We start from the raw sequence: 23,711 nt of genomic DNA on the forward strand, positions 1-23,711 counted from the left end.
AAGTAGCAAGAAAGGCAAGAAAGGATATCGGATGCAAGGATGGCTGGTGGTTCCCGTTTCTTTAGCGTATTTGGGAGCTTTATTTATCATCGCGTGGTACGGCGACATTCAGAAAAGGTGGCTAGCGCGCTGGCGGCCTTGGATTTATAGCCTTTCCATTGCGGTGTACTGTACATCGTGGACCTTCTACGGCACGGTCGGGCAGGCCAGCAGTAATCCTTGGTCTTTCTTACCCATCTATATTGCTCCCATTTTAGTGTTTACCATCGGATGGCGCGTTTTAGCTCGGCTTATTTTGATTGCTAAACGGGAACACATCACGTCGATTGCTGACTTTATCGGAGCACGCTACGGTAAATCCCAAGGTTTGGCCGTGGTTGTTACGCTCATAGCGGTTGCGGGAATTTTGCCGTACATCGCTTTACAGCTGCGTGGTATCACTATGGGGCTTGAAATCATTGCTCCAGAGCTGGCTACTGATTTTGGTTATCAAAACGATAGCGTGTCGTGGTTTGTTGTGGTCGCATTGGCGATTTTTACGATGCTATTCGGTACCCGCCACATTGATAACACGGAACACCATCGTGGGATGATGATGGCAATTGCCTTCGAATCCATTATCAAACTGCTGGCTTTTTTAGTGGTTGGTGTCTTCATTGTTTGGTTGGCGATGAACACCGAGAATTTGAGCTTAATTGATGTTGCCGCACAGACGTATCAGTCACCAAATATCCCGACTATATTGATTCATACTGTACTCACGATGCTGGCGATCGTTTGCCTTCCGCGACAATTCCATACGATGGTGGTGGAAAATGAACGTGCTCAAGATTTGCACGTGGCTCGTTGGTTGTTCCCCATTTATCTGATCTTAATGGGGATTTTTGTTTTACCTATTGCGTGGGTAGGGCAAGGTCTCTTGAGTGGCGCTTCGCCTGATACTTATGTCATCAGTGTGCCGATGTCGGTAGGGGCGAGTGAAATCGCCTTGCTTGCGTTTTTAGGCGGTACTTCAGCGGCAAGCGGCATGGTTATCGTATCGACGATTGCCTTAGCGATCATGGTCTCGAATGACTTGGTTATGCCATTGCTATTGCGTCGCATGCGACTGACGCAGCGTAACCACCACCATTTTTCTGAATTATTACTGCGGATCCGCCGTGGTTTGATTTTAGTTTTGTTGATTGGCGCGTGGTGTTTCTATCAAGCGTTGGACACCATTCATTCACTGTCTGCTATCGGCTTTCTCTCGTTCGCGGCTATCACGCAATTCGCTCCTGCGCTGGTTGGCGGTATGTATTGGCGTCAAGGGAATAAGAAAGGCGTGTATGTTGGCCTCGCAGTGGGTTTTGCTACCTGGTTGATTACGTTAATGAGCCAAACAGACATGCTTGCCGGAGACGCCAGTAATAACTTCCTGATCTGGTTGATTACGCCACCAGAGGTATTGGCTAGTTTTGATATCGCGATTTCAGATTGGGGGATGATCCTCAGCGTGGTCGCTAATGCAGTGTGTTTTGTTGTGGTTTCTATGGCTACCCGACCAAGCCTAAGTGAGCGCTTACAATCGGCATCATTCGTTGGTACACCGTTGCCTGAAAGCGAAAATATGAGTCTGTACCAGAGCCGCGTTACGGTTGCAGAACTGGAAATGCTAGCGTCCAGATTTGTAGGACGAACGCGAGTTAAAGCGGCGTTTCAAGCCTACTGGAGCCAGCAACGAGAAGAGTTGATGCCGAATCAACAAGCGCCATCTTCTCTGATTCGGCATACGGAGCGTGTGCTAGCAGGGGTATTTGGAGCATCTTCTGCTAAGTTAGTGCTTACTTCTGCTCTACAAGGAAGAAACATGCAGCTTGAAGAGGTGGCGACTATCGTCGATGAAGCCTCTGAACTGTACGATTTTAGTCGGGGTTTACTCCAAGGTGCGATTGAGCATATTGGACAAGGTATTGCGGTCGTCGATAAGCAACTACGCTTGGTAGCGTGGAACCAACGCTATTTAGAACTCTTTGAATTTCCGCCAGGCTTGATTCAAGTAGGTCGACCGATTGCGGATGTGATTCGGCACAATGCAGAGCAGGGGTTGTGTGGCCCTGGTGACCCTGATGACCACGTCCGTCGCCGTGTTTATCACCTTGAGCAAGGGACTCGGCACACCTCTTCTCGGGTTCGTCCCGATGGTCGCGTGATAGAGGTGCAAGGTAACCCAATGCCAGGTGGTGGCTTTGTGATGAGCTTTACCGACATCACCGTATTCCGTGATGCAGAGCAAGCACTGAAAGACGCCAACGAGACATTGGAAGAAAGGGTACGTCTGCGGACTCGAGAATTAGAACAACTTAACAAGCAGCTGGTGGAAGCGACGCAGCGCTCGGATTTGGAATCGAAGTCCAAATCACGGTTCTTGGCGGCAGTAAGCCATGACTTGATGCAACCGCTCAACGCGGCGCGTCTATTCGCATCTTCACTATCGGAAGTCGCCAAAGACAGCGAAGCCAAAAAGCTGTCAGCACACATTGAAAGTGCTTTAGAGGCTGCCGAAGACTTAATTGGAGATTTGCTGGATATCTCGCGTTTGGAATCGGGCAAGTTGGAAGTCAACGTGCATGGCTTTGCGTTAAATGATGTGTTATCGAATTTGAATGCTGAGTTTAGTGCGTTAGCCAAACAGCAAGGTATAGAGTTCACCATGATTCCGTCCTCACTCATGGTTAAGTCGGATCCCAAACTGCTGCGCCGTGTGGTGCAAAACTTCCTGACCAATGCGTTTCGTTATAACCCGAATGGCAAAGTCGCACTCGGTGTTCGCCGCGTGAAAGGGCGAGTGCGTATTGATGTATGGGATAATGGAGTGGGGATTGAAGAAGAGAAGCAGCAAGAGATTTTTGAAGAGTTTAATCGCGGAACTCAAGTTCGTTCCGACCAAGGTCTCGGACTTGGTTTGGCGATTTCGAAAGGAATTGCTCAGGTACTTGGGCATGAAATTTCGATGCGCTCTTGGGTTGGAAAAGGCAGTGTTTTTTCCATCACCCTAGATAAAGCTGATCATGTTCAGCCTCATCCAGTTCACGTGGCAATGAGTAAGCAATCTGAACTTGGTCATCTGAGAATCCTATGTGTCGATAATGAGCCTGACATTCTAGTCGGCATGGAAAACTTACTTTCCCGATGGGGCTGCGATACACGAGTTGCGATTGATTTAGTTGAAAGTCTACAAGCGCTTGAGGATGGTTGGATTCCGGATGTAATTTTCTCCGATTACCGACTTGATGATGGTCGTACTGGTTTAGAAGTGCTACAGCAATGCCGCCTGAGATTAGGCCACAGCTTTGAAGGCGTCATCATCAGTGCAGATCGTACCGATGATATGCTTGATGGCATCAAAGCAAATGGGTTCAGCTTTATTGCTAAGCCAGTTAAGCCGCTTAAGCTGCGTTCGGTGCTCAATCGAGTCGCTTAGGATTGGAGTGTTTGAAAAATCGCTATAAAAAGAGACCTCCGAATGGAGGTCTCGATGTTTGTAATCTTAGTTGATAGGCTGAGTTTGCCGCTTATTCTGCGACGCCGCCTTGAGTCAGTTTGGCTGGATTAAGCAATCGCTCTAGTGTGGCTCTATCCAAATCAGTTTCTTCTTCCGCGACATCAATAATCGCGCGTCCCTGTTTGTAGGCTTTTTTCGCGACTTCTGCCGCTTTTAGGTAACCAATGACAGGGTTGAGAGCCGTGACCAAAATAGGGTTTTTGGCGAGTGCTACATCCAAGTTATCTTGGCGAACTTCAAACGTCGCAATGGCTTTGTCAGCTAAAGCGGTTGCGCTGTTAGAGAGTAACTCGATGCTCTCCAATACGTTATGAGCAATAACTGGCAGCATGACGTTAAGCTGGAAGTTGCCCGCTTGGCCTGCGACGGTAATGGTGGTGTCATTACCAATGACTTGCGCTGATGCCATAGCTGCGGCTTCTGGGATCACAGGATTTACTTTGCCAGGCATGATGGAAGAACCCGGTTGCAAGCCTTGTAATTCAATCTCACCTAAACCAGCTAATGGGCCTGAATTCATCCAACGAAGATCATTTGCGATCTTCATGATCGCAACTGCTGCTGTTTTGAGCTGTCCCGACAGAGCGACGATCGCATCTTGACTGCTTAAATTGAAAAAGAAGTTATCACTGGCCGTGAACTGAATACGAGTTGACTGGGTTAGGTTGCTAGCGAATAAGTCTGCAAAGCGTGGATCGGCATTGATCCCCGTTCCAACCGCCGTACCACCTTGGGCTAAGGCTTTTACAGCAGGAAGTGTTTGTTCAATCGCTTGTTTTGCATGCTCGATTTGGAACTGCCAACCGCCAAGTTCTTGAGGAAAGGTAATTGGCATCGCATCCATTAAGTGGGTGCGACCGGTTTTTACAACATCTTTCAATGCTTGTTGCTTAGACTCTAGTGTTTGGCTTAGGTGTGACAGGGCCGGGAAGAGCTGTTTTTCAATGGCTAATGCTGCGCTAACTTGAATGGCCGTCGGTACCACATCGTTGCTGCTTTGTCCCATGTTGACGTGATCATTAGGGCTGACAGTGCCGCCTAGATGCTGGGAGGCCAGTGTTGCAATCACTTCATTCGCATTCATATTTGAGCTAGTGCCTGATCCCGTTTGGAACACGTCAATTGGGAATTGCTCAATATGATTGCCTTCGATAATTGCTTGAGCTGCGTCAGCAATCGCGTTGGCAATATCTCCCTCAAGCAGCCCTAGCTGTGCGTTGGTGAGTGCCGCAGTCTGCTTGATGTGTGCTAACGCTTTGATAAAACCAGATGGCATTTTATGTTGACTGAATGAGAAGTTATCGACGGCGCGTTGAGTCTGGGCTTGGTAGAGAGCATCTGCAGGGACCGTTACTTCGCCCATACTGTCAGTTTCTATGCGGAATTCGGTGCTCATGGTAGGGATCCTTTTGGTTAATCGAGTGAGATTTGAATCAGGCGTAATTGTTGTTGTAGTGCGAGAAATTTCACGTCGCCTTGTTCAAACTGGTAGTAATAGCGTTTGAGGCAGAATAATGGCGTATGGATAGAATCGAGACAGACACGACGGAAGATACGACTGCGAGTTGAGTCTTGAATTGCGTCTAGTAAATGGAAATAAACCTGACGTAAAAACAGCTCACACAACAATAGATTTTCTTCATCGGCATCGTGTTCATAACAAGAAGACAACACCATTCCCCAATGAATATAGTCATGAATCACGTCTGGCTCAAAGCCATGTGGTGCGGCGAGAAGGAATCTATCTTGGGCTTTAAAAAATGCGTTAAAGATGTCCCGTTTGTTGTCCATAACCACCTCTCATTAAATGTAATGATAATTATTATCAATTAACTTGTGAGTTGGCAACCCTTTTTAGAGTAAGAGGTTGTTGAAGAAAGACTTACTGAAACAAAAGCCGACGCAAAGGCGTCGGCTGAGTAGGAATTCATTTATGCTGAGTGAAACTAAGTCACTGTCGTTTGAATACCGGTGAATTAGCTTGTCACCGTTATTCAGTAAATAAGGTTTCGTACTTCACAAATGCGGTTTGTGTTTCACCATAATACAGTGTACCGCCTGATTGAATGACGACTCTTAACCAGCTTTCTGCAGATGCAGGCTTTGGTAAGGTGATGTACCAGCTTTGGCCTGCTTGATCGGCGGGCTTCATATCAATCGGTTGAGCGTTTTTCTCTTTGTCACTCACAATAGAAACTTTAACACCTTCGAGTGGGTAAGCGGCGTTGAGTGATAATTCTAAGTTATTTTTAGTGAGTTTTTCCGAGCGAAATTTCACTTTAAAATCGCCATTTTCCATATCACACAGACCACTGGTGTAACGACAATTAGACTTACTCGCGAGTTTGTAAGTTTCCCCTTCTTGTGCCGCGTGGGGCTTCTCGCTGAGGGCCATATCGGTACCGAAGTAAGCGATCAAAGAGAGAACTGGCGCAATCAGTAGAGCGAGAATAAAGTGCTTGTTTTTGAACATCTTGGCTTCCTTGCAACGACATACTGCGAATATGGTAACTGAAAAGTGAGAATAAAAAAGCCCCGGACGGCTGGTTCCAAACGGGGCTTTTGTGGTTTTGATTAGTTTTTAGTGATCCACTGCACTACCAGCACCTACTGGCACGCGAACGTGTTCGACTAGGTCTTTTACTTCTTGTGGCGTTTCTGCTGTTACTTTGGAGACAGCGAATGCGACGATGAAGTTAAATAGTGCGCCAATAGCACCAAACGCGTTTGGCTCAATACCCAGGAACCAGTTTGTTCCCCAGCTTTCTAGATATTTCCAATCAGCAACGAAAAGGATGCCTTTGTGTTGGAATACGTAGAACAGCGTAATACTGATACCCGCAATCATACCGGCGATTGCGCCTTCTTTGTTGATGCTCTTGCTGAAGATGCCCATCATCAATGCAGGGAAGATGGATGAAGCGGCAAGACCAAAGGCGAGTGCTACCGTACCTGCGGCAAATCCAGGCGGATTTAAACCGAGATAGCCTGCGGCTGCTATCGCTACTGCCATTGATATTCGACTAGCAAGTAGCTCTTTTTTCTCGGATATGTTCGGATTGATAACCCCTTTGATTAAGTCATGGGAAATAGCTGAAGAAATGGCGAGTAGTAAACCTGCTGCGGTAGATAGTGCAGCTGCAAGACCACCTGCTGCCACAAGTGCAATCACCCAGTTTGGTAGTTTAGCGATCTCTGGGTTAGCCAATACCATGATGTCGTTATCAACGCGCAGTTCGTTGGTGGACGCATCTGAAGTGTATTGGATATTGCCATCGCCATTTTTATCGTCAAAACCGAGTAGTCCAGTTGTTTCCCAGTTTTTGAACCACGCAGGACGCTCGTCATACGCTAGGTGCTGACCCGGAGCTGGATTTACCGTATTCATTAGGTTGAGACGAGCCATCGCTGATACCGCTGGTGCAGTAGTGTAAAGGATTGCGATGAAGATCAGAGCCCAGCCTGCTGATGTACGTGCGTCGCGAACCTTCGGCACGGTAAAGAAACGGATAATTACGTGTGGTAGACCGGCAGTACCAATCATCAGTGACATGGTGTAGACAAACATATTAAGTGTGTCGCCACGTACTTGGGTCGTGTATTCACTAAATCCGAGTTCGGTCACCACTTGGTCAAGCCGATCGAGTAGATAGACATCGGTACCAGCCATGGTACTCCCTAGACCAATTTGTGGGATTGGGTTACCAGTGAGTTGCAGAGAGATAAAGATTGCAGGGATAGTGTAAGCAAGAATGAGTACGCAATATTGAGCAATCTGCGTGTAAGTGATGCCTTTCATGCCGCCAAGAACCGCGTACATGAAAACGATACACATACCAATTAATAGGCCAGTGGAGTAATCCACTTCTAAGAAGCGACCAAACGCAACGCCCACGCCTTTCATCTGACCGATAACATAAGTCACTGATGCGATGATAAGACAAACAACCGCTACGATACGTGCTGTGTTGGAGTAAAAGCGTTCACCAACAAACTCTGGCACCGTAAACTTACCAAATTTGCGTAGGTAAGGCGCTAGCAACAGCGCAAGCAGAACGTAGCCACCAGTCCAACCCATTAGAAATACTGAGCCGCCATAGCCCATGAAGGCAATTAAGCCTGCCATTGAGATAAAGGACGCTGCGGACATCCAATCGGCTGCGGTTGCCATACCGTTTGCAATCGGGTTTACACCGCCACCAGCAACATAAAACTCTTTGGTTGAGCCGGCGCGAGCCCAAATAGCAATCCCGATGTACAGGATGAACGTGGCGCCAACGACCAGGTAGGTAATAGTTTTCAAATCCATCTGAGTGACTCCTTATTCGTCCACGCCGAATTCACGGTCAATTTGGCGCATCTTCCATGCGTAATAGAAAATAATTCCTAGGAAGGCATAGATGGAGCCTTGTTGAGCAAACCAGAAACCGAGTTTGTAACCGCCTAGTTGAAATTGATTTAGTACGTCGACAAATAAAATGCCGCAGCCGAAAGACACGACGAACCAGATGACCATTAGGCCGATCATGAGCTTCACGTTTTTGTCCCAATAGGCTTTGGCTCTTTCTTCGCTTTCAAATGCCATTGCCGTCTCCTTACGATTGGTATTGTTGTTAATGAAATGTTTCAATATGTACATTAGCAAGGTGTTGGCAATAACTCTTTTCAACTTTAGTCGGGGTGTTAAAAATGAGGAACCTCCATACTATGGGCTTTTGCAGCGAATAAAGGGGTAAAATGTTATGTTAATAAACTGTTAAGTTAGCCAAAGGTCTAAAGGTTGATTGGATAAACAAGCATGATTAAGACTGGCCATTAATCTTTTCTTCATTGAATTTGGAGATGCTGTGTAAATATTGGTGGTGATCTTGTGGCTCTCAATGAGAGAAGGCGTAGATAAGAAAGCTCACAAGTAATTTATTTACATAAAGTTTTCGCATCAAATCACCGTTTTAACTCACAATAAAGTAATATAACTGAGTCATTCTCGTACAACCTCGCATTTTGAGACGGTGTAAAGGGGAGGCGGATTAGGGCATTACCTCATTAACGAAGTAGCCTTGCTCATCACAATTATTATCGTTTTTCATTAAGGGAGGGTGAGAATGGACGCAGACACCATTAACAGTTTTTTTCTAATAGGTGCGTTGTTAATCGCACTTAGCGTTCTTTTAAGCCCAGTGTCTTCTAAGTTGGGGATCCCAATTCTTTTGGTATTTTTAGCCGTTGGAATGCTGGCGGGGGAAGACGGCTTAGGCGGCATTTTATTCGATAACTTTTCCATCGCTTATTTGGTTAGTAACCTCGCATTAGCCATCATTTTGCTTGATGGTGGGATGAGAACGCGGGTCGCCAGCTTTAGGGTTGCGTTATGGCCCTCGGTCTCTTTGGCGACATTTGGCGTTGCGATCACCACCATTTTGACCGGGCTGATGGCAACGTGGTTATTCGACTTAGATTTATTGCAAGGCATATTGGTTGGTGCGATTGTTGGTTCCACCGATGCTGCCGCGGTCTTCTCTCTACTCAAAGGTCGTAGCCTGAACGAACGTGTTGGTTCAACGCTGGAAATTGAATCCGGCACCAATGACCCAATGGCGGTGTTTCTGACCGTAACTCTGATTGCTATTTTAGCGAACCCTGGCGCTGACTTAAGTGCGGGCTTTTTGGCGTTCAGTTTTCTTAAGCAGTTTGGTATCGGCGCGTTACTTGGCTTCGCTGGTGGCTGGATCTTATGGAAAGTTATCAATCGCAATCAATTACCAGATGGGCTGTATTCTATTTTAACGGTCAGTGGTGGCTTGCTTATTTTTGCTTTATCTAACACTTTGGGTGGCAGTGGTATTTTGTCGATTTACCTTGTTGGTCTTTTATTGGGTAACCGTCCAACACGCAGCCGCCACTCTATTCTTCATGTTTTAGATGGTATGACGTGGCTAGCTCAAATTGGTATGTTCTTGGTGCTTGGTTTGTTGGTTACACCATCTAATTTACTCTCTATTGCCTTGCCAGGTCTTGCGCTTGCTTTCGGGATGATTTTGTTTGCCCGACCAATCTCAGTTTGGATTGGTTTACTGCCATTCAAGAGTTTCACGCCACGTGAAAAGTGGTTTGTCTCTTGGGTAGGATTGCGTGGCGCTGTACCTATCATCCTCGCGGTATTTCCAATGATGGCAGGGTTGCCAGATGCTCAACTGTACTTCAATTTGGCATTCTTTGTTGTAATGGTGTCTTTGATAGTGCAAGGGGGGACGTTGACCAAGGCGATGTCTCTTGCAAAGGTCGAGCTACCTTCTAAGCCTGAGCCAATTTCGCGTACGGGTGTAGAGATTTACCCGACCAGTGAGTGGGAGCTGTTTATCTATAGACTTAAAGCAGATAAATGGTGCATTGGTGAGCCATTACGTAGTCTTTCGATGCCGGAAGGAACGCGTATCGCCGCTGTATTTCGCAGTAAAGAGCTATTGCACCCATCCGGCAGTACGCGTCTTGAGGAAGATGATACCTTGTGTGTATTAGCACAAGAAAAGGATTTAGATGCACTGAGCTTACTGTTTAGTGAAGCCCCAGAGAAAGCGTCGCTAGCGCGATTCTTCGGTGACTTCTTCCTCGATATTGAAGTGAAGCTTGCCGATATTGCCGTGATGTATGGTTTGAATCTGGGGGATGAACCGCTGGATAAAAGTTTGAGAAACCTTGTCGAAGAGCAATTAGGTAGCACGCCAGTATTGGGAGACCATTTCGAGTGGCAAGGTTTGCATTGGATCGTCGCTGATGTTGTTGATCAGCAGGTCACGAAAGTCGGTATCCGATTGCCAAACGAAAAAAGTAAGTCTGACGATAAGACGTCAATCTAGTCGCTCATTTCCGTCAGCATAATCACGGCTTGCGTGCGGTTCTTTACACCGAGCTTACGGAAAATCGCTGTCATGTGCGCTTTTATGGTGGCTTCTGAAACATTCAATTCGTAAGCGATTTGCTTGTTCAGCAAGCCATCGGACAACATTCCCAACACTTTATATTGCTGTGGTGTTAGCGCAGCAATCTTTTCTGCTAAGTCATTACATGCCGCGTTATTGGTGATCAACCCTTCAGGGAAATATGGGTCGCCATTCAGCACTTGATTGAGTGCGTTCACTAATTCGCGCATGTCGCTGGACTTGGGAATAAAACCAAATGCACCATGGCTTTTCACCTGCGTCACGATCGCCGGCTCTTCACTCGCTGAAACGACGACGATAGGTAAATCTGGATGCTCTGCTCGCAAATGAATCAAGCCAGACATACCATTTGCTCCTGGCATTTTGAGGTCCAATAGCACTAAATCTGGCTCTTCCTCTCGTTCTAACAAAGCCAGAAGTGCGTCGAGTGAGTCCGCTTCCAGCAAATTTGCACCACTAATAGCCATGTGGATAGATTGAAACAAGGCATTCCGGAAGAGTGGGTGATCATCTGCAATAATGATGGTGTAGGTCGAATCCATGACGTTAAACACTTTTGACTATTTCGTTAAATTTATTATTGTCCAGCTTTGAGAGAGTGGACAATATTTATTCGCTAAAAGTCTGAACCAAATCGACTTTTATTAGGAAAATTGCATATAAACGCAATGTTCTTATTCAAATCTGAGCAATAAAAAACGCCAGTGGACATCACTGGCGTTTGAATATCTGGTTATCAGAACTGCTTGATATGCTCTAAGAAAGGCTCAGCTTGCATAAAGCCCGTCAAACGAGCGTTTGAAACGTGTTCGCCACTGGCATCCCAAAACTCAATTGTTGGTAAACCAAGTACATTCATGTGCTTCAGTAGTTCGATGTCTTGCACTTGGTTTTTGGTCACGTCCGCTTGCAGAAGAACGAAGTCTTGCAGTTTTGCTTCGACGCTTGGGTCATGGAAGGTGTACTTTTCAAACTCTTTACATGCTACACACCAATCGGCGTAGAAATCGAGCATGACGGGTTTACCTGCCGCTTTCGCAAGTGCCAGTTGTTCTTCAAGCTCCGCCACGTTAGCAATGCGAGTAAAGCTAACAGTGGCTTGCTGAGTTTGTGTTGTGTTGTTGCCAAACCAGTAATTTAAGATAGGTTGTGCTGAGGCTAGCAAACCTAAGACGGCGATTATGCCCACGGCACTTTGTTTCCAGCCACCAAACTCTAGACTGTTTTTGATGTGGTATAGCCAACCAAAAGCAGCAATACCCAGTGCTGACCACAGAATCGTTGACCACATTTCTGGCATGATGCGTTCTAGTAAGAAGATAGGTGCGGCAAGCAGAATAAAGCCGAACAGCGTTTTCACGCGGTCCATCCAACCGCCGGCTTTTGGTAGCAACTTGTTGCCAAATACCGCTACAAGGATCAGCGGAATACCCATGCCCATCGCCAGCGCGTATAACGCGATACCACCGGTAAGCAAATCGCCGCTTTGTGCCACGTAAAGTAGCGCACCAGACAGAGGTGCCGTGGTACATGGTGAGCACACCAGTCCAGAAATCGCCCCCATGGCGAATACGCCTGCACTGCTGCCACCCTTTTGCTTATTACTTAAGTTATTCAACCATGTTTGAACGCTGCTTGGTAGCTGTAATGAGTACAGACCAAACATAGACAAAGCGAGTGCGATGAACAGTACGCTCAAGCCAATCAGCACATAAGGGTGTTGCATTGCCGCTTGGAACTGCATACCTGCAGATGCCACCACAAGGCCGAGTAGGGTGTAAGTCAGCGCCATGCCTTGTACATAGACAAACGACAAGCCTAGCGCACGGCGCTGACTCAGTTTGCCACTGCCAAGCACTATGCTGGTCAGAATTGGGTACATCGGCAGCACACAAGGTGTAAACGCCAAGCCCACACCAAGCGCTAAGAACAGAAGTGGTGTCCACCAGTTATCAGCAAGGTTGGCTGCAAGGCTATCTTGCTGTGTTACTGGCGCCGATGATGTGTCACCAGACGTAGATGATTGCGCCGCTGGTGGCGTTGCTGTTGGTGCCTGTTCTGCTTTTGATGCAGTTGTCGCCGTTGTTGAATCTGAGTTCGACGAAGTAAACGCGCTGATAGGAATCACGCGAGTTTCTGGCGGGTAACAGAAGCCTGCTTTCGCACAACCTTGGTATTGCACCACCACGCGCGCACCGTCTTGCCAATCATGCATTGGTACATTAACGAAGAGAGGTTGAGTATAGATATGCACGTCACCAAAGAATTCATCTTTATGCGGTGTGCCGTCTTCCATTTGCAGTTCGCCTAGCGATACTTTCTCACCAGCTACAGACAAGCGCTCTTGATATAGGTAGTACCCGTCACGTACCTGCCAATCGAGCATCAATTTGTCATCTTGCTGGTAGAAGTTAAATGGAAACGCCTGATCAACCGGAACAAAGCTGTCGCTGCTGCTACCAAAACTGTTGTTCTGGCTACTGTTAAACTGGTCTTTGCCAAATAAAGCTAAAGACGGAGTGGAAAAGGTAATGAGCCCTAAGAGTAAAACGGAAAGTAATGCGCGCATAAAAGAGTCAATTCATCTTAGATAATTGCCGTTAGTGTAACTCAATCAGACCCGGAGGCGAGTCAATAAGTTTCATGAAAATGAAGATTTATTGAGCATAAATCAAGACAACAGGGAATAAAAAAGGGAGCCGAAGCTCCCCGAGTAAGACTCTGTTTCTACTAGATCAGTAGACCACCGAATGCGAAGCCAAGTGCTACCGCAGAAGCGATGGTTACCACACCAGGTACAAAGAATGGGTGGTTGAATACGTACTTACCGATACGAGTTGAACCCGTGTCGTCCATCTCAACCGCGGCAAGTAGCGTTGGGTAAGTTGGCAGCACGAATAGCGCACTTACTGCTGCGAAAGATGCAACTGCGGTAAGTGGTGCGACACCGATTGCTAGTGCTGCTGGCATCAGCGCAACAGTGGTTGCACCTTGTGAGTAAAGCAGCATTGAAGCGAAGAATAGAACGAGTGCTAGCATCCATGGGTAGTCTGCTAGTAGCGCACCCGCAACTTCTTTGATGCCGTCAACGTGCGCGTTAACGAACGTAGAACCTAGCCATGCCACACCAAGAACACACACACATGCTGTCATACCAGAGCGGAATGTTGCTGCGGCTGGGATTTTGCCAGCATCGATTTTACAGCTCATTACGATAGCTGCCGCAGCTGCTAGCATTACCGTCATGATAGCTTCGTTACGACCTAGAGCAGGGTTCTCGATAAGGCCAACAGAGCCAGAAATTGCTGCTGCGTAACACACGACAAATGCGATTGCGCCTAGGAAGATGAATGTTGCTTTCTTCGCTGTTGGTAGGATTTCGCGTTTTGCTTCTGTATTTAGCTTGATTAAGCCTTTTTCTAGACGCTCTTGGTATTCAGCATCGTCTTTTAGCTCACAGCCCATGAAGTTCGCCACGAACGCACCGATCATGCACGCGATGAACGTCGTTGGGATACAGATTGCTAGTAGTGTTAGGTAGTCAACGCCAAATGGGTGCAGCATTGCCGCGAACGCTACAACAGCCGCTGAGATTGGTGATGCGGTGATAGCGATTTGCGATGCTACGACCGCGATAGACAGTGGACGAGAAGGGCGCACGCCTTGGCCTTTCGCTACTTCTGCAATCACTGGCAAAGTAGAGAATGCCGTGTGGCCAGTACCCGCCATTAATGTCATTAGGTAAGTTACGATAGGCGCATAAAAGGTGATGCGCTCAGGATGCTTGCGCAAAAAGTTTTCAGCAACTTGCACCATCCAGTCTAAACCACCAGCTACTTGCATTGCTGCGATAGCGGTGATTACAGACATGATGATCAAAATTACGTCAACGGGAATGTAAGCTTGGCTTGTTGGTACGCCCAAGATCAAAGACAACGCAATGACCCCAGCACCACCGGCAAAACCAATGCCGATACCACCGATTCTTGCCCCCAAATAGATGAAGAGCAGAACCACGAAGAGTTCGACCATGACCATATTGATACCTCTTTAGTTTTTTATTTGATTCTGATTTTTTGAACACTCAGGAACAGGAGTAAATGCTCAGAGAATGAGAACCTAGTGGTTTAGCGGCAATAAAAGCATATAAAAAATGTGGTTAACCGTATGAGAGCCTAAAAAAGGGGCCTGAGTGGCCCCCTTCGGATTCGTTATTACTCGTAACGTTTTGCTTTGTAAGTAGGATGCATGAAGTTTTCTACTGACAAGATTTCATCAAGCTCCTCTGCTGTAAGCAGACCGCGCTCTAGCACGACTTCACGAACACTCTTACCAGTTTCTGCACAAATCTTACCTACGATGTCACCTTCGTGGTGGCCGATGTATGGGTTTAGGTAAGTGACGATACCGATAGAGTTGTAAACGTAGTTTTCGCAAACTTCTTTGTTCACAGTGATGCCGTCGATACATTTATCACGTAGGTTCACACACGCGTTGTGTAGTAGAGAGATAGACTCAAACACACTTTGTGCGATCACAGGTTCCATTACGTTTAGCTGTAGCTGACCGCCTTCTGCTGCGAAAGAAACCGTGTTGTCGTTACCGAGAACTTTGAAGCAAACTTGGTTTACTACTTCTGGGATAACTGGGTTTACTTTAGCTGGCATGATTGAAGAGCCTGCTTGCATTTCAGGTAGGTTCAATTCATTTAGACCTGCACGAGGACCAGAAGAAAGTAGACGAAGGTCGTTACAGATCTTCGATAGTTTCACTGCTAGGCGTTTTAGCGCGCCGTGAGTCATTACGTATGCACCACAGTCAGACGTTGCTTCGATAAGGTCTTCTGCTGCAACAACGTCAAGGCCTGTTACTTCCGCTAGGTGTTTTACTGCAAGCGCTTGGTAGCCAGTTGGTGTATTTAGACCAGTACCGATTGCGGTTGCGCCTAGGTTGATTTCTAGGAGGAGTTTAGATGTGTAATCTAGAGCACGAATCTCTTCGTTTAGTGTTACCGCCCACGCATGGAACTCTTGACCTACTGTCATTGGTACTGCGTCTTGAAGCTGAGTACGGCCCATTTTCAGTACATCTTTAAACTCAACGGCTTTAAGTTCGAATGCGCCTTTTAGGTACTCAATTGCTTCCATTAGCTTGTGTACGCTGTTGTATACCGCAATACGGAAACCTGTTGGGTACGCACAGTTGGTTGATTGGCTCTTGTTTACATGGTCATTTGGGTTAACAAATTCGTATTGGCCTTTCTCTTTACCCATCAACTCAAGCGCAACGTTTGCGATCACTTCGTTCGTGTTCATGTTAACTGAAGTGCCTGCACCGCCTTGGAATACGTCTGATGGGAACTGATCCATGCACTTGCCAGTTTCTAGGATCAAATCACACGCTTCGATGATGTAGTTTGCAACGTCTTTTGGAATAGCGCCAAGTTCTTTGTTTGCTAACGCTGCTGCTTTTTTGGTCATTACCATGCCGCGTACAAATTCTGGTACGTCAGAGATGGTCATATTAGAGATGTTGAAGTTCTCGATCGCACGTAGCGTATGAATACCGTAGTACGCATCTGCAGGGACATGACGTTGACCTAATAGATCTTCTTCAATACGAGTGGCTGGGTTTGCTGTTTTTGGAGCATCAGATAGGGTAGCCATAGCAGGATCCTTAGATGATAATTCTGATAATAAAGTTATTTATTAGCCATTTCTGCAATCTAGAATCCATTCATCAGAATTTTTGGCTGGAAAATCCGTCCTGACTTATGTGGCACATGATACTGCACCTAGCGCATAAAAATAGTAACTAGATCACCTTTTTCGTTTTTCATGAGTCAATAATTTGCAAAGTATGAACGGGTTATTAATAACCCTTTATGGGTACTCGATTTTCCTCGACAAACATGAGTTTTTAGAGTTCGAAATTAGCACTTTAAAAGCACGAAAAAATCGGTATGCAATTGAATGAACGCGCTCCCGCTACTTTGTCTAAAAGAGAAGGAGACCAGTATGAACACGCTTTTTTACAACGATTCGTTTGAGCTTAGTCTGCTTTTACCATTACACTGAATTAAACAAAGGAGGGCGTGTGTTTCCTATCTTATTATTAGCGTTTATTTTTGTTCCGATCATTGAAATCGGCTTATTTATTCAGGTGGGCGGCTTTTTAGGTTTATGGCCGACCATTGCACTAGTCTTAATCACGGCATTTGTTGGTGCATCGTTGGTTCGTAGCCAAGGTATACAAACACTGATGTCAGTACAGGGGCGTCTTGAACAAGGTGAAATTCCAGCCCAGCAAATTTTTGAAGGCGTAATGCTAGCGGTGGCTGGCGTGCTACTGTTAACCCCGGGCTTTATGACCGATGCCCTTGGTATGTTGGTGTTGCTTCCTGCGCCACGCGCCGCGATAGCTAAATACTTGATGAGCAAAATGGTGGTGAAAACCATGCATGGCGGTGGCTTCCAAGGTGGTTTCTCTAACCAGGGGCCATTTGAGCAAGACCCGTTCCGTCGTGACCCATTTGATTCCCAGTCAGATAATGGCAATACCTTCGAAGGGGAATACGAGCGTAAAGACGATGATGATCGCAACAAGCTCAACTGATTGAGTTAGACAGTAAAGAAAACAAAAGGGCGCACCAAGCGCCCTTTTCTGTATTTGGAATTCGTGCTGCTTACAATGCGCCTTCAAAGCCCATTTGACGCCATGCTTCAAAAGCAATGATCGCAACGGCATTCGAAAGGTTTAGGCTGCGCGCATCTGGCATCATTGGAATGCGAATACGCTGCTCCATTGGCAAGCTATCGATGATTTCAGCAGGCAAACCACGAGTTTCTGGACCAAACATCAAAACATCACCCGTTTGGTATTGTGCATCAACGTGGTGACCTGTGGTTTTGGTGGTGCAGGCAAACAATCGGTAGTTACCTTGCTTCTCTTTCTCTAAATATTCTAAGAACGCTTGATAGTTTTTATGACGCGTTACGCGAGCTAAATCATGGTAATCCAAACCAGCGCGGCGGACTTTTTTCTCTTCAAGATCGAAACCCAGAGGTTCAATTAAGTGAAGGTTTGCACCGCAGTTGGCGCATAGTCGAATGATGTTGCCGGTGTTCGGCGCGATTTCTGGTTCGTATAAAGCGATATCAAACATGGTATTGAAATAGAGTTGGTCAAAGAGAGGGGCAGTATATACCCAAGTCACCGAAATATGCGAGATTCAGCAAGATTGACCTGGGTATGAAAGCAGGCATTAGCGCGGATGTTAATACCGTAAGTAGCGATGCTCTTTATAAGAGAGCGTGAGCATAGTTTTCTTCAACTGCTCGCCAGTTGACGACGTTCCACCACGCATCAATATATTCTGGGCGACGGTTTTGGTAGCTGATGTAATACGCGTGCTCCCACACGTCTAATGCGAGGATTGGTTCACCGCGCACATCCACTACATCCATCAGAGGGTTGTCTTGATTACTGGTGGACGTAATGTGAATCTCACCATCTTTTACGATCAGCCATGCAAAGCCAGACCCAAAGGTATTGATGGCAGCTTGGGCAAACGCCTCTTTAAATTGCGCAAAGCTACCAAATTTATCGTTAATTGCTTGAGCAAGCGCGCCTTGAGGCTCTCCGCCACCGTTTGGTGACATGCAATTCCAATAAATGATGTGGTTGTAATAGCCGCCACCATTATTACGTACCGCAGGGCTGAGCTTAGAGATATTGTCAAAGATCTCGTCTAATGACTGAGTTTCGAGCTCGCTCCCTTCAACGGCATTTACAAACTTATCAAAGTACGTCTTGTGGTGTTTGCTGTAATGCACTTCCATGGTTTTCGCGTCGATGTACGGCTCTAGTGAATCGTACGGGTAAGGCAGAGCGGGAAATGTATGTGACATAGTAAATCCTCCTTAATTGGAAAACTCACTTTAATGCTAACGATAATCATTATCAACTTTGATCTTTGTAAGGGTATTCTAAGAAGCCTCACCAATTTCTAAAGTGAGGGTGGGGCTGTGAATCACTCACTCTAGAAATATGGTGCGAATTATTGTTAGTTCATCAAATTGAGACTAACAATTGATCGGTAAGGTGATACTCATACGCAATCCGCCTAAAGGACTTCGGCTGGCTGCGATCGTGCCACTGTGCTGGCGAATGGCACTTTCGGTAATGGTTAGGCCGAGACCTGTGCCGCCAGAGTGGCGATCGCGTGCCGTGGAAACGCGATAGAACGGGCGAAAAATCGCGGCCAGTTCCTCTTCTGGTACACCTTCTCCATTATCGTCAACCGTGATACGAAGCGTATCGTCATCGGCTTTGATGTCGATTTGTACCTCATCTTTTCCGTAGTAAATGGCGTTACGAACGATATTTTCCACCGCACTCATCAGCAGTTTAGGGTTACCGGAAATATTGCGCTTAGGTAATTCTGAATAGTGTAGCTGTTTGCCCATTTGCTCTGCTTCAAACTGCGCATCTTTAATGATTTCTTCCCATAAACTTTCTAGTGGCTGTGTTTCGCGAGTCATATGACTGTTCGCCTGCATGCGAGAAAGCTCTAATAGTTCGCTGATCATCTGTTCCAAGCGCTGCGCTTCGGTATCGATACGAGTCAGTTCTGGGCTTTCGCCTTGTTTACGCGTCGCTAATGCGCTTGCCATGCGCAGACGAGTTAAAGGTGAGCGCAGCTCGTGAGAGATATCGGATAGCAAACGTTGTTGTCCTGAAATCATTTGATTAACCGCTTCGACCATCTGGTTGAAGCTGCTGCCTGCTTGACGAAATTCCGCCGTACCTTTTTCTAAATTTGGGTCTGTGACAAATTCACCTTTCGCCACACGTTGAGCAGCGGCTTCAAGACGACGTGCAGGCTGACTCAAAGCCCAAGCAAGCCATAACAGCAATGGTGTACTAACCAGCATGACCGCAAGCAAGAGCTGGAATGGGTGATCAAACAGACGCAGGAGTAGAGGTGGTGGCTCATTCCACTTGAAGCCCACGTACATCAAGATATCGGAACCTGCCAAAGTGATAGGAATTGGGCCCGCAATCATGTATCGACCATACAGCTTCTGCTTTGGATTATTGTAATCTTCGATACTGGTGACAAAGTTTTGCATGGCACGCAATTGAAAATTGCTGCGTTTTTCTGTCGTAAGAACATTACCGCTGTAGTCAGAAAAAAAGACTCGTGGGCGAGGGTCGTGCTTGCCGTGGCGGTTGCCCTCGATACGAAAAAGTATGCGGCCTAAATCAGTTTGCTGGCTGTATTTTTGTTGGATTGAGTCACGCGTTTCTACCATACGTTTGTAGTGTTCTTCTGGAATATCGCGAGCTTTGCGTGGGTCCAAATGTGGCAGTGATAGCACGGCTATCAATACTAATAACATGGTGAACCAAAAAATGGCAAAGATGCGTCCATACAGGCTATTGATGTTTGGCAGTTTGATGCGTGATAGGTGCATTAATCCTCCTCAAGCAGCATGTAGCCACGACCACGCAGGGTTTTAATTCGCGGCTTGCCATTGCTTTGATCTGGTAATTTTTTACGTAAGTTCGAGACATGCATATCGATAGCGCGATCAAAAGCAGCGAGTCGTTTACCAAGCACATCTAAGCTCAGTGTCTCTTTGGTCAGCACTTGTCCTGGGTTTTGTACGAAGTGGGTGAGTAGCGCAAACTCGGTTGCCGTGAGGTCGAGTAGCTGTTGCTCACAATACGCTTCTTGCTTACCGGGATAGAGGCGGATTTCTTGATACTCAATGCAATCGCTGTTTTTGGTATTTTTTTGTGTGCTGCTAGTGCGGCGTAAAATCGCACGGATACGCGCCAACAGCTCTCGGTCACTAAAAGGTTTTGGTAAATAATCATCCGCGCCCAGTTCCAAGCCGATCACGCGATCAATTTCTTCCCCTTTAGCGGTCAGCATCAAGACGGGAGTTTCCCAATTTTCACGTAAGCGTTTCAGCGTTTCCATGCCATTGAGTTTTGGCATCATGACATCCAACAAAATCAAATCAATCTTATCATTGATCGCGGCTAAGCCGGCTTCACCGTCATTTGCTTCGCTGACGTCAAACCCTTCGAAACTGAGTACTTCTTTTAATAAGCTGGTTAGCTCGATATCGTCATCGATTAAAAGAATGTTTGCCATGGGGGCACCTATAGTAAGTTACCGATAGCCTAATATTACATTGGAATGATGCGCAACGAAGAGGAGAAAAATCACTCTTTACGATTCTTTACGCTCCCTATACGTCGCTTTACCTAGCGGGTCGTATTCTATACTCAAGCGCTGTGAGAACAGCTCAGAAGAACCACTCACCTGTGTAAGGAATCGTATTATGAAGTCTGCAAAAAAACTTGTGTTAGCTGCTGTTGTTCTACCTCTTACTCTTGGCGCCGCAAGCGCATTCGCTTACGGTGGTAAAAACCACCATAAAGGTCCTCGTGACGAATGCGGCATGGGTATGGACCGAGGTGTCATGCGTCAACTAGACCTGACTGATGCACAAAAAGATCAGCTAAAAGAAATGCGTGAAGCAAACAAAGCGGAAATGAAAGCAAAATTCTCTGATGGCAAAGAAGCACGTATGACTGAGCGTCAAGCGCATCACGCAAAAGTGCAATCGCTTTTGCTGGCGGATAATTTTAATGAAGCTCAAGCTACCGAATTAGCAAAAGAGATGGTTGAGCGCCAAACGGAACGTCGCGTGCAAATGCTAGAAAGAAAGCACCAAATGCTTAGCGTATTAACACCTGAGCAGAAAGCGAAATTTGTTGAGCTACAAAATGAACGTATGCAAGAGTGTGGCGACAGAATGCACAAGCGCATGGAAAAGTCGCGCAATAATTAAGTCATGAATTGATGTTATATAAAGAGGCAGCCATTGGTTGCCTCTTTTTGATCTGGTTATTTCATGGTCATTCAATATACTCAACGTATGGTTTTAGTTAACTCTTTGATTATGAAACAGCAATACGCACGTTTAGTTACGACCGCCGCTTGGACTGCAACCATTGTGGCGACGCTTCTTCTGATAGTAAAAGTCATCACGTGGTGGGTAACCGGCTCAGTGAGCTTATTGGCGTCATTGATTGACTCCATGTTAGATATCGCGGCTTCGGTTGTGAATCTTGTGGTGGTTCGTTACGCCTTACAACCGGCAGACCGCGAACATACGTTTGGACATGGTAAAGCTGAGTCCTTAGCGGCCCTAGCCCAAGCAATGTTTATTTCGGGCTCGGCAGTATTTTTGATTCTTAACGGGATTGACCGATTTTTCCGCCCGCATGCTTTACACGCACCGGAGTTAGGTGTGTATGTATCGCTGTTTGCGATTGTGGTCACACTTGGCTTGGTGATGTTCCAAAAACATGTGGTTCGCGTGACGGGGAGCCAAGCAATAGCGGCGGATTCTCTGCATTATCAGACTGACTTGTATATGAATGCTGCGATCATGGTTGCTCTGGGGCTCAGTTATTTTGGAGTGACTCAAGCGGATGCTGTGTTTGCGATTGGTATTGGTGTCTTCATTCTTTATAGCGCTTTCAAAATGGTCAGCGAAGCGATTCAAACCTTACTTGATAGAAAGTTGCCCGATGAAGAGCTTGAGCAAATTAACCAAGCTTGTTTGAGCGTAAAAGGGGTATTGGGCGTGCATCAGTTACGCACGCGAATGTCAGGACCGACGCGCTTTATACAGTTGCATTTAGAGCTAGACGATAACTTAAGATTAATTGAGGCGCATTACATTGCTGATAAAGTGGAAGATAATTTATTGGCTCTGTTTCCTGATGCGGATGTATTGATCCATCAAGATCCATTGTCTGTCGTTTTCGGACCTGAGAAAGAGCAGAAAGCGCAAGATTGGTAGGCTTGAAAAATCCATCAGTGCCCGACGACAAACAGGTACTTATTGACTATCTTTCCATCAATACTTATTAAGATTCGTGATCCTGATATGAATCAACAAAGTTTCATAGAGAAACTGTAATACTCTTACATAAGTAGAAAAGTTACATAAAAAAGTGCGTTTTCATTGGTAATCCTGTAGAGGAAATGTAACATAACGCACAGTTCTGGATTATGCAGGTTGCTTGGTAACAAGGGGCCTAAAAGAAAATTAAATAATTGATTGCCAAAGATCGAGGGTGAGCATGATTAAGAAGATCGGTGTTTTAACAAGTGGCGGTGACGCACCTGGTATGAACGCTGCGATACGCGGCGTAGTACGTACAGCACTATCCGAAGGATTGGAAGTATTCGGTGTGTACGACGGCTACCTAGGCCTATACGAAGGCCGCATCGAGAAGCTAGATCGTTCTAGCGTTTCAGATGTGATCAACAAAGGTGGTACGTTCCTAGGTTCTGCACGTTTCCCTGAATTTAAACAAGTGGAAGTTCGTGAAAAAGCGATTGAGAACCTGAAAAAACATGGTATCGATGCACTAGTGGTAATCGGTGGTGATGGTTCGTACATGGGTGCGAAGAAACTGACTGAAATGGGTTACCCATGTATCGGTCTTCCGGGCACAATCGACAACGATATCGCAGGTACGGATTACACTGTGGGCTACCTAAGTGCACTAAACACCGTTATCGATGCAATCGACCGTCTACGTGATACTTCTTCATCTCACCAACGCATTTCAATTGTAGAAATCATGGGCCGTCACTGTGGTGATTTGACTCTGATGTCTGCAATTGCGGGCGGTTGTGAATACATCATCACTCCGGAAACTGGTCTAGACAAAGACAAGCTGATCAGCAACATCCAAGATGGTATCGCTAAAGGTAAGAAACACGCGATCATCGCGCTTACTGAGCTAATGATGGATGCTAATGAACTAGCACGTGACATCGAAGCCGCGACAGGTCGTGAAACTCGTGCAACAGTACTTGGTCACATCCAACGTGGTGGTCGTCCAACTGCATTTGACCGCGTATTAGCATCTCGTATGGGTAACTACGCTGTTCACCTATTGATCGAAGGTCATGGTGGTCGTTGTGTAGGTATCGTGAAAGAGCAACTTGTTCACCACGATATCATCGACGCAATCGAAAACATGAAGCGTCCAGTACGCAACGATCTATACAAAGTTGCTGAAGAGTTGTTCTAAGCAAGCTTGAAATAGATAAACAAAACCGCGGCTTTCCGCGGTTTTTTTGTATTTGAGAATCAACAAAAAGAAACTAGCGATAGACGAGT

General features: G+C 46.3%; 19 protein-coding genes. 6 read left to right on the plus strand and 13 right to left on the minus strand.

The features are described from left to right. The first annotated feature begins 31 nt into the window (after positions 1-31). Positions 32-3,463: a PAS-domain containing protein gene (locus R7Q39_RS24340; RefSeq protein ID WP_054577283.1), complete on the plus strand. Its 3,432-nt coding sequence runs from the start codon at positions 32-34 to the stop codon at positions 3,461-3,463. A 91-nt stretch (positions 3,464-3,554) separates the two neighbouring features. On the opposite strand, the gene R7Q39_RS24345 is transcribed toward R7Q39_RS24340, so the two are convergent. The 5 genes from R7Q39_RS24345 to R7Q39_RS24365 all read right to left on the minus strand — a co-directional run bounded on the left by R7Q39_RS24345 (position 3,555) and on the right by R7Q39_RS24365 (position 8,129). After that, on the minus strand, positions 3,555-4,940 hold the full coding sequence (locus R7Q39_RS24345; protein WP_318076979.1) for a class II fumarate hydratase: 1,386 nt from the start codon (positions 4,938-4,940) through the stop codon (positions 3,555-3,557). A gap of 17 nt (positions 4,941-4,957) precedes the next feature. After that, complete coding sequence (locus R7Q39_RS24350; RefSeq protein ID WP_005382370.1) at positions 4,958-5,335, minus strand: hypothetical protein; 378 nt, start codon at positions 5,333-5,335, stop codon at positions 4,958-4,960. 199 nt (positions 5,336-5,534) lie between these two features. Further along, positions 5,535-6,017, minus strand: a complete 483-nt coding sequence (locus R7Q39_RS24355; RefSeq protein WP_005382371.1) for a hypothetical protein — start codon at positions 6,015-6,017, stop codon at positions 5,535-5,537. 108 nt (positions 6,018-6,125) lie between these two features. Then, entirely contained in the window at positions 6,126-7,853 is a 1,728-nt protein-coding gene (locus R7Q39_RS24360; RefSeq protein WP_005382372.1) for a sodium:solute symporter family protein, read from the minus strand. Between the two features lie 12 nt (positions 7,854-7,865). Beyond that, a complete protein-coding gene (locus R7Q39_RS24365) occupies positions 7,866-8,129 on the minus strand; it encodes a DUF4212 domain-containing protein (RefSeq protein WP_005382373.1) in 264 nt (87 codons plus the stop codon). A gap of 520 nt (positions 8,130-8,649) precedes the next feature. Here R7Q39_RS24365 and R7Q39_RS24370 point away from each other — a divergent pair. Next, a complete protein-coding gene (locus R7Q39_RS24370; protein ID WP_005382374.1) occupies positions 8,650-10,401 on the plus strand; it encodes a potassium/proton antiporter in 1,752 nt (583 codons plus the stop codon). Here the strand turns inward: R7Q39_RS24370 and R7Q39_RS24375 are convergent. From R7Q39_RS24375 to aspA, 4 genes are all read right to left on the minus strand, one after another. Next, complete coding sequence (locus R7Q39_RS24375; protein ID WP_005382375.1) at positions 10,398-11,027, minus strand: response regulator; 630 nt, start codon at positions 11,025-11,027, stop codon at positions 10,398-10,400. The genes R7Q39_RS24370 and R7Q39_RS24375 overlap by 4 nt on opposite strands. Positions 11,028-11,221: 194 nt before the next feature. After that, a complete protein-coding gene (locus R7Q39_RS24380) occupies positions 11,222-13,054 on the minus strand; it encodes a protein-disulfide reductase DsbD (protein WP_318076980.1) in 1,833 nt (610 codons plus the stop codon). Positions 13,055-13,215: 161 nt separating this feature from the next. Further along, on the minus strand, positions 13,216-14,523 hold the full coding sequence (locus tag R7Q39_RS24385) for an anaerobic C4-dicarboxylate transporter (protein ID WP_005382378.1): 1,308 nt from the start codon (positions 14,521-14,523) through the stop codon (positions 13,216-13,218). Positions 14,524-14,699: 176 nt separating this feature from the next. After that, positions 14,700-16,151, minus strand: a complete 1,452-nt coding sequence (gene aspA, locus R7Q39_RS24390; protein ID WP_005382379.1) for an aspartate ammonia-lyase — start codon at positions 16,149-16,151, stop codon at positions 14,700-14,702. A gap of 430 nt (positions 16,152-16,581) precedes the next feature. Between aspA and R7Q39_RS24395 the strand changes: the two genes are divergently transcribed. Continuing rightward, on the plus strand, positions 16,582-17,100 hold the full coding sequence (locus R7Q39_RS24395; RefSeq protein ID WP_033907286.1) for an FxsA family protein: 519 nt from the start codon (positions 16,582-16,584) through the stop codon (positions 17,098-17,100). Positions 17,101-17,170: 70 nt separating this feature from the next. Here the strand turns inward: R7Q39_RS24395 and trmL are convergent, their stop codons facing one another. The 4 genes from trmL to R7Q39_RS24415 form a co-directional block, all read right to left on the minus strand. Beyond that, entirely contained in the window at positions 17,171-17,650 is a 480-nt protein-coding gene (gene trmL, locus R7Q39_RS24400; RefSeq protein ID WP_025768811.1) for a tRNA (uridine(34)/cytosine(34)/5-carboxymethylaminomethyluridine(34)-2'-O)-methyltransferase TrmL, read from the minus strand. A 136-nt stretch (positions 17,651-17,786) separates the two neighbouring features. After that, the gene (locus tag R7Q39_RS24405; protein ID WP_005382382.1) at positions 17,787-18,395 is read right to left on the minus strand and encodes a superoxide dismutase; all 609 of its coding nucleotides are present in this window, start codon (positions 18,393-18,395) and stop codon (positions 17,787-17,789) included. A gap of 174 nt (positions 18,396-18,569) precedes the next feature. After that, positions 18,570-19,964: an envelope stress sensor histidine kinase CpxA gene (gene cpxA / locus R7Q39_RS24410; RefSeq protein WP_054579327.1), complete on the minus strand. Its 1,395-nt coding sequence runs from the start codon at positions 19,962-19,964 to the stop codon at positions 18,570-18,572. Then, positions 19,964-20,653, minus strand: a complete 690-nt coding sequence (locus R7Q39_RS24415) for a response regulator (protein WP_005382384.1) — start codon at positions 20,651-20,653, stop codon at positions 19,964-19,966. Before R7Q39_RS24415 ends, cpxA begins: the two co-directional genes overlap by 1 nt. Before the next feature lie 190 nt (positions 20,654-20,843). Between R7Q39_RS24415 and R7Q39_RS24420 the strand changes: the two genes are divergently transcribed. The 3 genes from R7Q39_RS24420 (at position 20,844) to pfkA (ending at position 23,622) form a co-directional block, all read left to right on the plus strand. Next, positions 20,844-21,356 (plus strand): CpxP family protein, encoded by a 513-nt coding sequence (locus R7Q39_RS24420; RefSeq protein ID WP_237306802.1) that lies wholly within the window; start codon positions 20,844-20,846, stop codon positions 21,354-21,356. Positions 21,357-21,467: 111 nt separating this feature from the next. After that, entirely contained in the window at positions 21,468-22,376 is a 909-nt protein-coding gene (fieF, locus tag R7Q39_RS24425) for a CDF family cation-efflux transporter FieF (protein ID WP_025768809.1), read from the plus strand. Between the two features lie 283 nt (positions 22,377-22,659). After that, positions 22,660-23,622 (plus strand): 6-phosphofructokinase, encoded by a 963-nt coding sequence (gene pfkA, locus R7Q39_RS24430; RefSeq protein WP_005381521.1) that lies wholly within the window; start codon positions 22,660-22,662, stop codon positions 23,620-23,622. Positions 23,623-23,711 lie beyond the last annotated feature (89 nt).

Source organism: Vibrio sp. 947, from assembly GCF_033339115.1.
Taxonomy (GTDB): Bacteria; Pseudomonadota; Gammaproteobacteria; order Enterobacterales; family Vibrionaceae; genus Vibrio; species Vibrio alginolyticus.

Bases quoted from the DNA above. Each gene is read 5' to 3' on its own strand.
- R7Q39_RS24340 (WP_054577283.1), top strand. From the start codon at position 32: ATGCAAGGATGGCTGGTGGTTCCCGTTTCTTTAGCGTATTTGGGAGCT.
- R7Q39_RS24345 (WP_318076979.1), bottom strand. From the start codon at position 4,940: ATGAGCACCGAATTCCGCATAGAAACTGACAGTATGGGCGAAGTAACG.
- R7Q39_RS24350 (WP_005382370.1), bottom strand. From the start codon at position 5,335: ATGGACAACAAACGGGACATCTTTAACGCATTTTTTAAAGCCCAAGAT.
- R7Q39_RS24355 (WP_005382371.1), bottom strand. From the start codon at position 6,017: ATGTTCAAAAACAAGCACTTTATTCTCGCTCTACTGATTGCGCCAGTT.
- R7Q39_RS24360 (WP_005382372.1), bottom strand. From the start codon at position 7,853: ATGGATTTGAAAACTATTACCTACCTGGTCGTTGGCGCCACGTTCATC.
- R7Q39_RS24365 (WP_005382373.1), bottom strand. From the start codon at position 8,129: ATGGCATTTGAAAGCGAAGAAAGAGCCAAAGCCTATTGGGACAAAAAC.
- R7Q39_RS24370 (WP_005382374.1), top strand. From the start codon at position 8,650: ATGGACGCAGACACCATTAACAGTTTTTTTCTAATAGGTGCGTTGTTA.
- R7Q39_RS24375 (WP_005382375.1), bottom strand. From the start codon at position 11,027: ATGGATTCGACCTACACCATCATTATTGCAGATGATCACCCACTCTTC.
- R7Q39_RS24380 (WP_318076980.1), bottom strand. From the start codon at position 13,054: ATGCGCGCATTACTTTCCGTTTTACTCTTAGGGCTCATTACCTTTTCC.
- R7Q39_RS24385 (WP_005382378.1), bottom strand. From the start codon at position 14,523: ATGGTCATGGTCGAACTCTTCGTGGTTCTGCTCTTCATCTATTTGGGG.
- aspA (WP_005382379.1), bottom strand. From the start codon at position 16,151: ATGGCTACCCTATCTGATGCTCCAAAAACAGCAAACCCAGCCACTCGT.
- trmL (WP_025768811.1), bottom strand. From the start codon at position 17,650: ATGTTTGATATCGCTTTATACGAACCAGAAATCGCGCCGAACACCGGC.
- R7Q39_RS24405 (WP_005382382.1), bottom strand. From the start codon at position 18,395: ATGTCACATACATTTCCCGCTCTGCCTTACCCGTACGATTCACTAGAG.
- cpxA (WP_054579327.1), bottom strand. From the start codon at position 19,964: ATGCACCTATCACGCATCAAACTGCCAAACATCAATAGCCTGTATGGA.
- R7Q39_RS24415 (WP_005382384.1), bottom strand. From the start codon at position 20,653: ATGGCAAACATTCTTTTAATCGATGACGATATCGAGCTAACCAGCTTA.
- R7Q39_RS24420 (WP_237306802.1), top strand. From the start codon at position 20,844: ATGAAGTCTGCAAAAAAACTTGTGTTAGCTGCTGTTGTTCTACCTCTT.
- fieF (WP_025768809.1), top strand. From the start codon at position 21,468: ATGAAACAGCAATACGCACGTTTAGTTACGACCGCCGCTTGGACTGCA.
- pfkA (WP_005381521.1), top strand. From the start codon at position 22,660: ATGATTAAGAAGATCGGTGTTTTAACAAGTGGCGGTGACGCACCTGGT.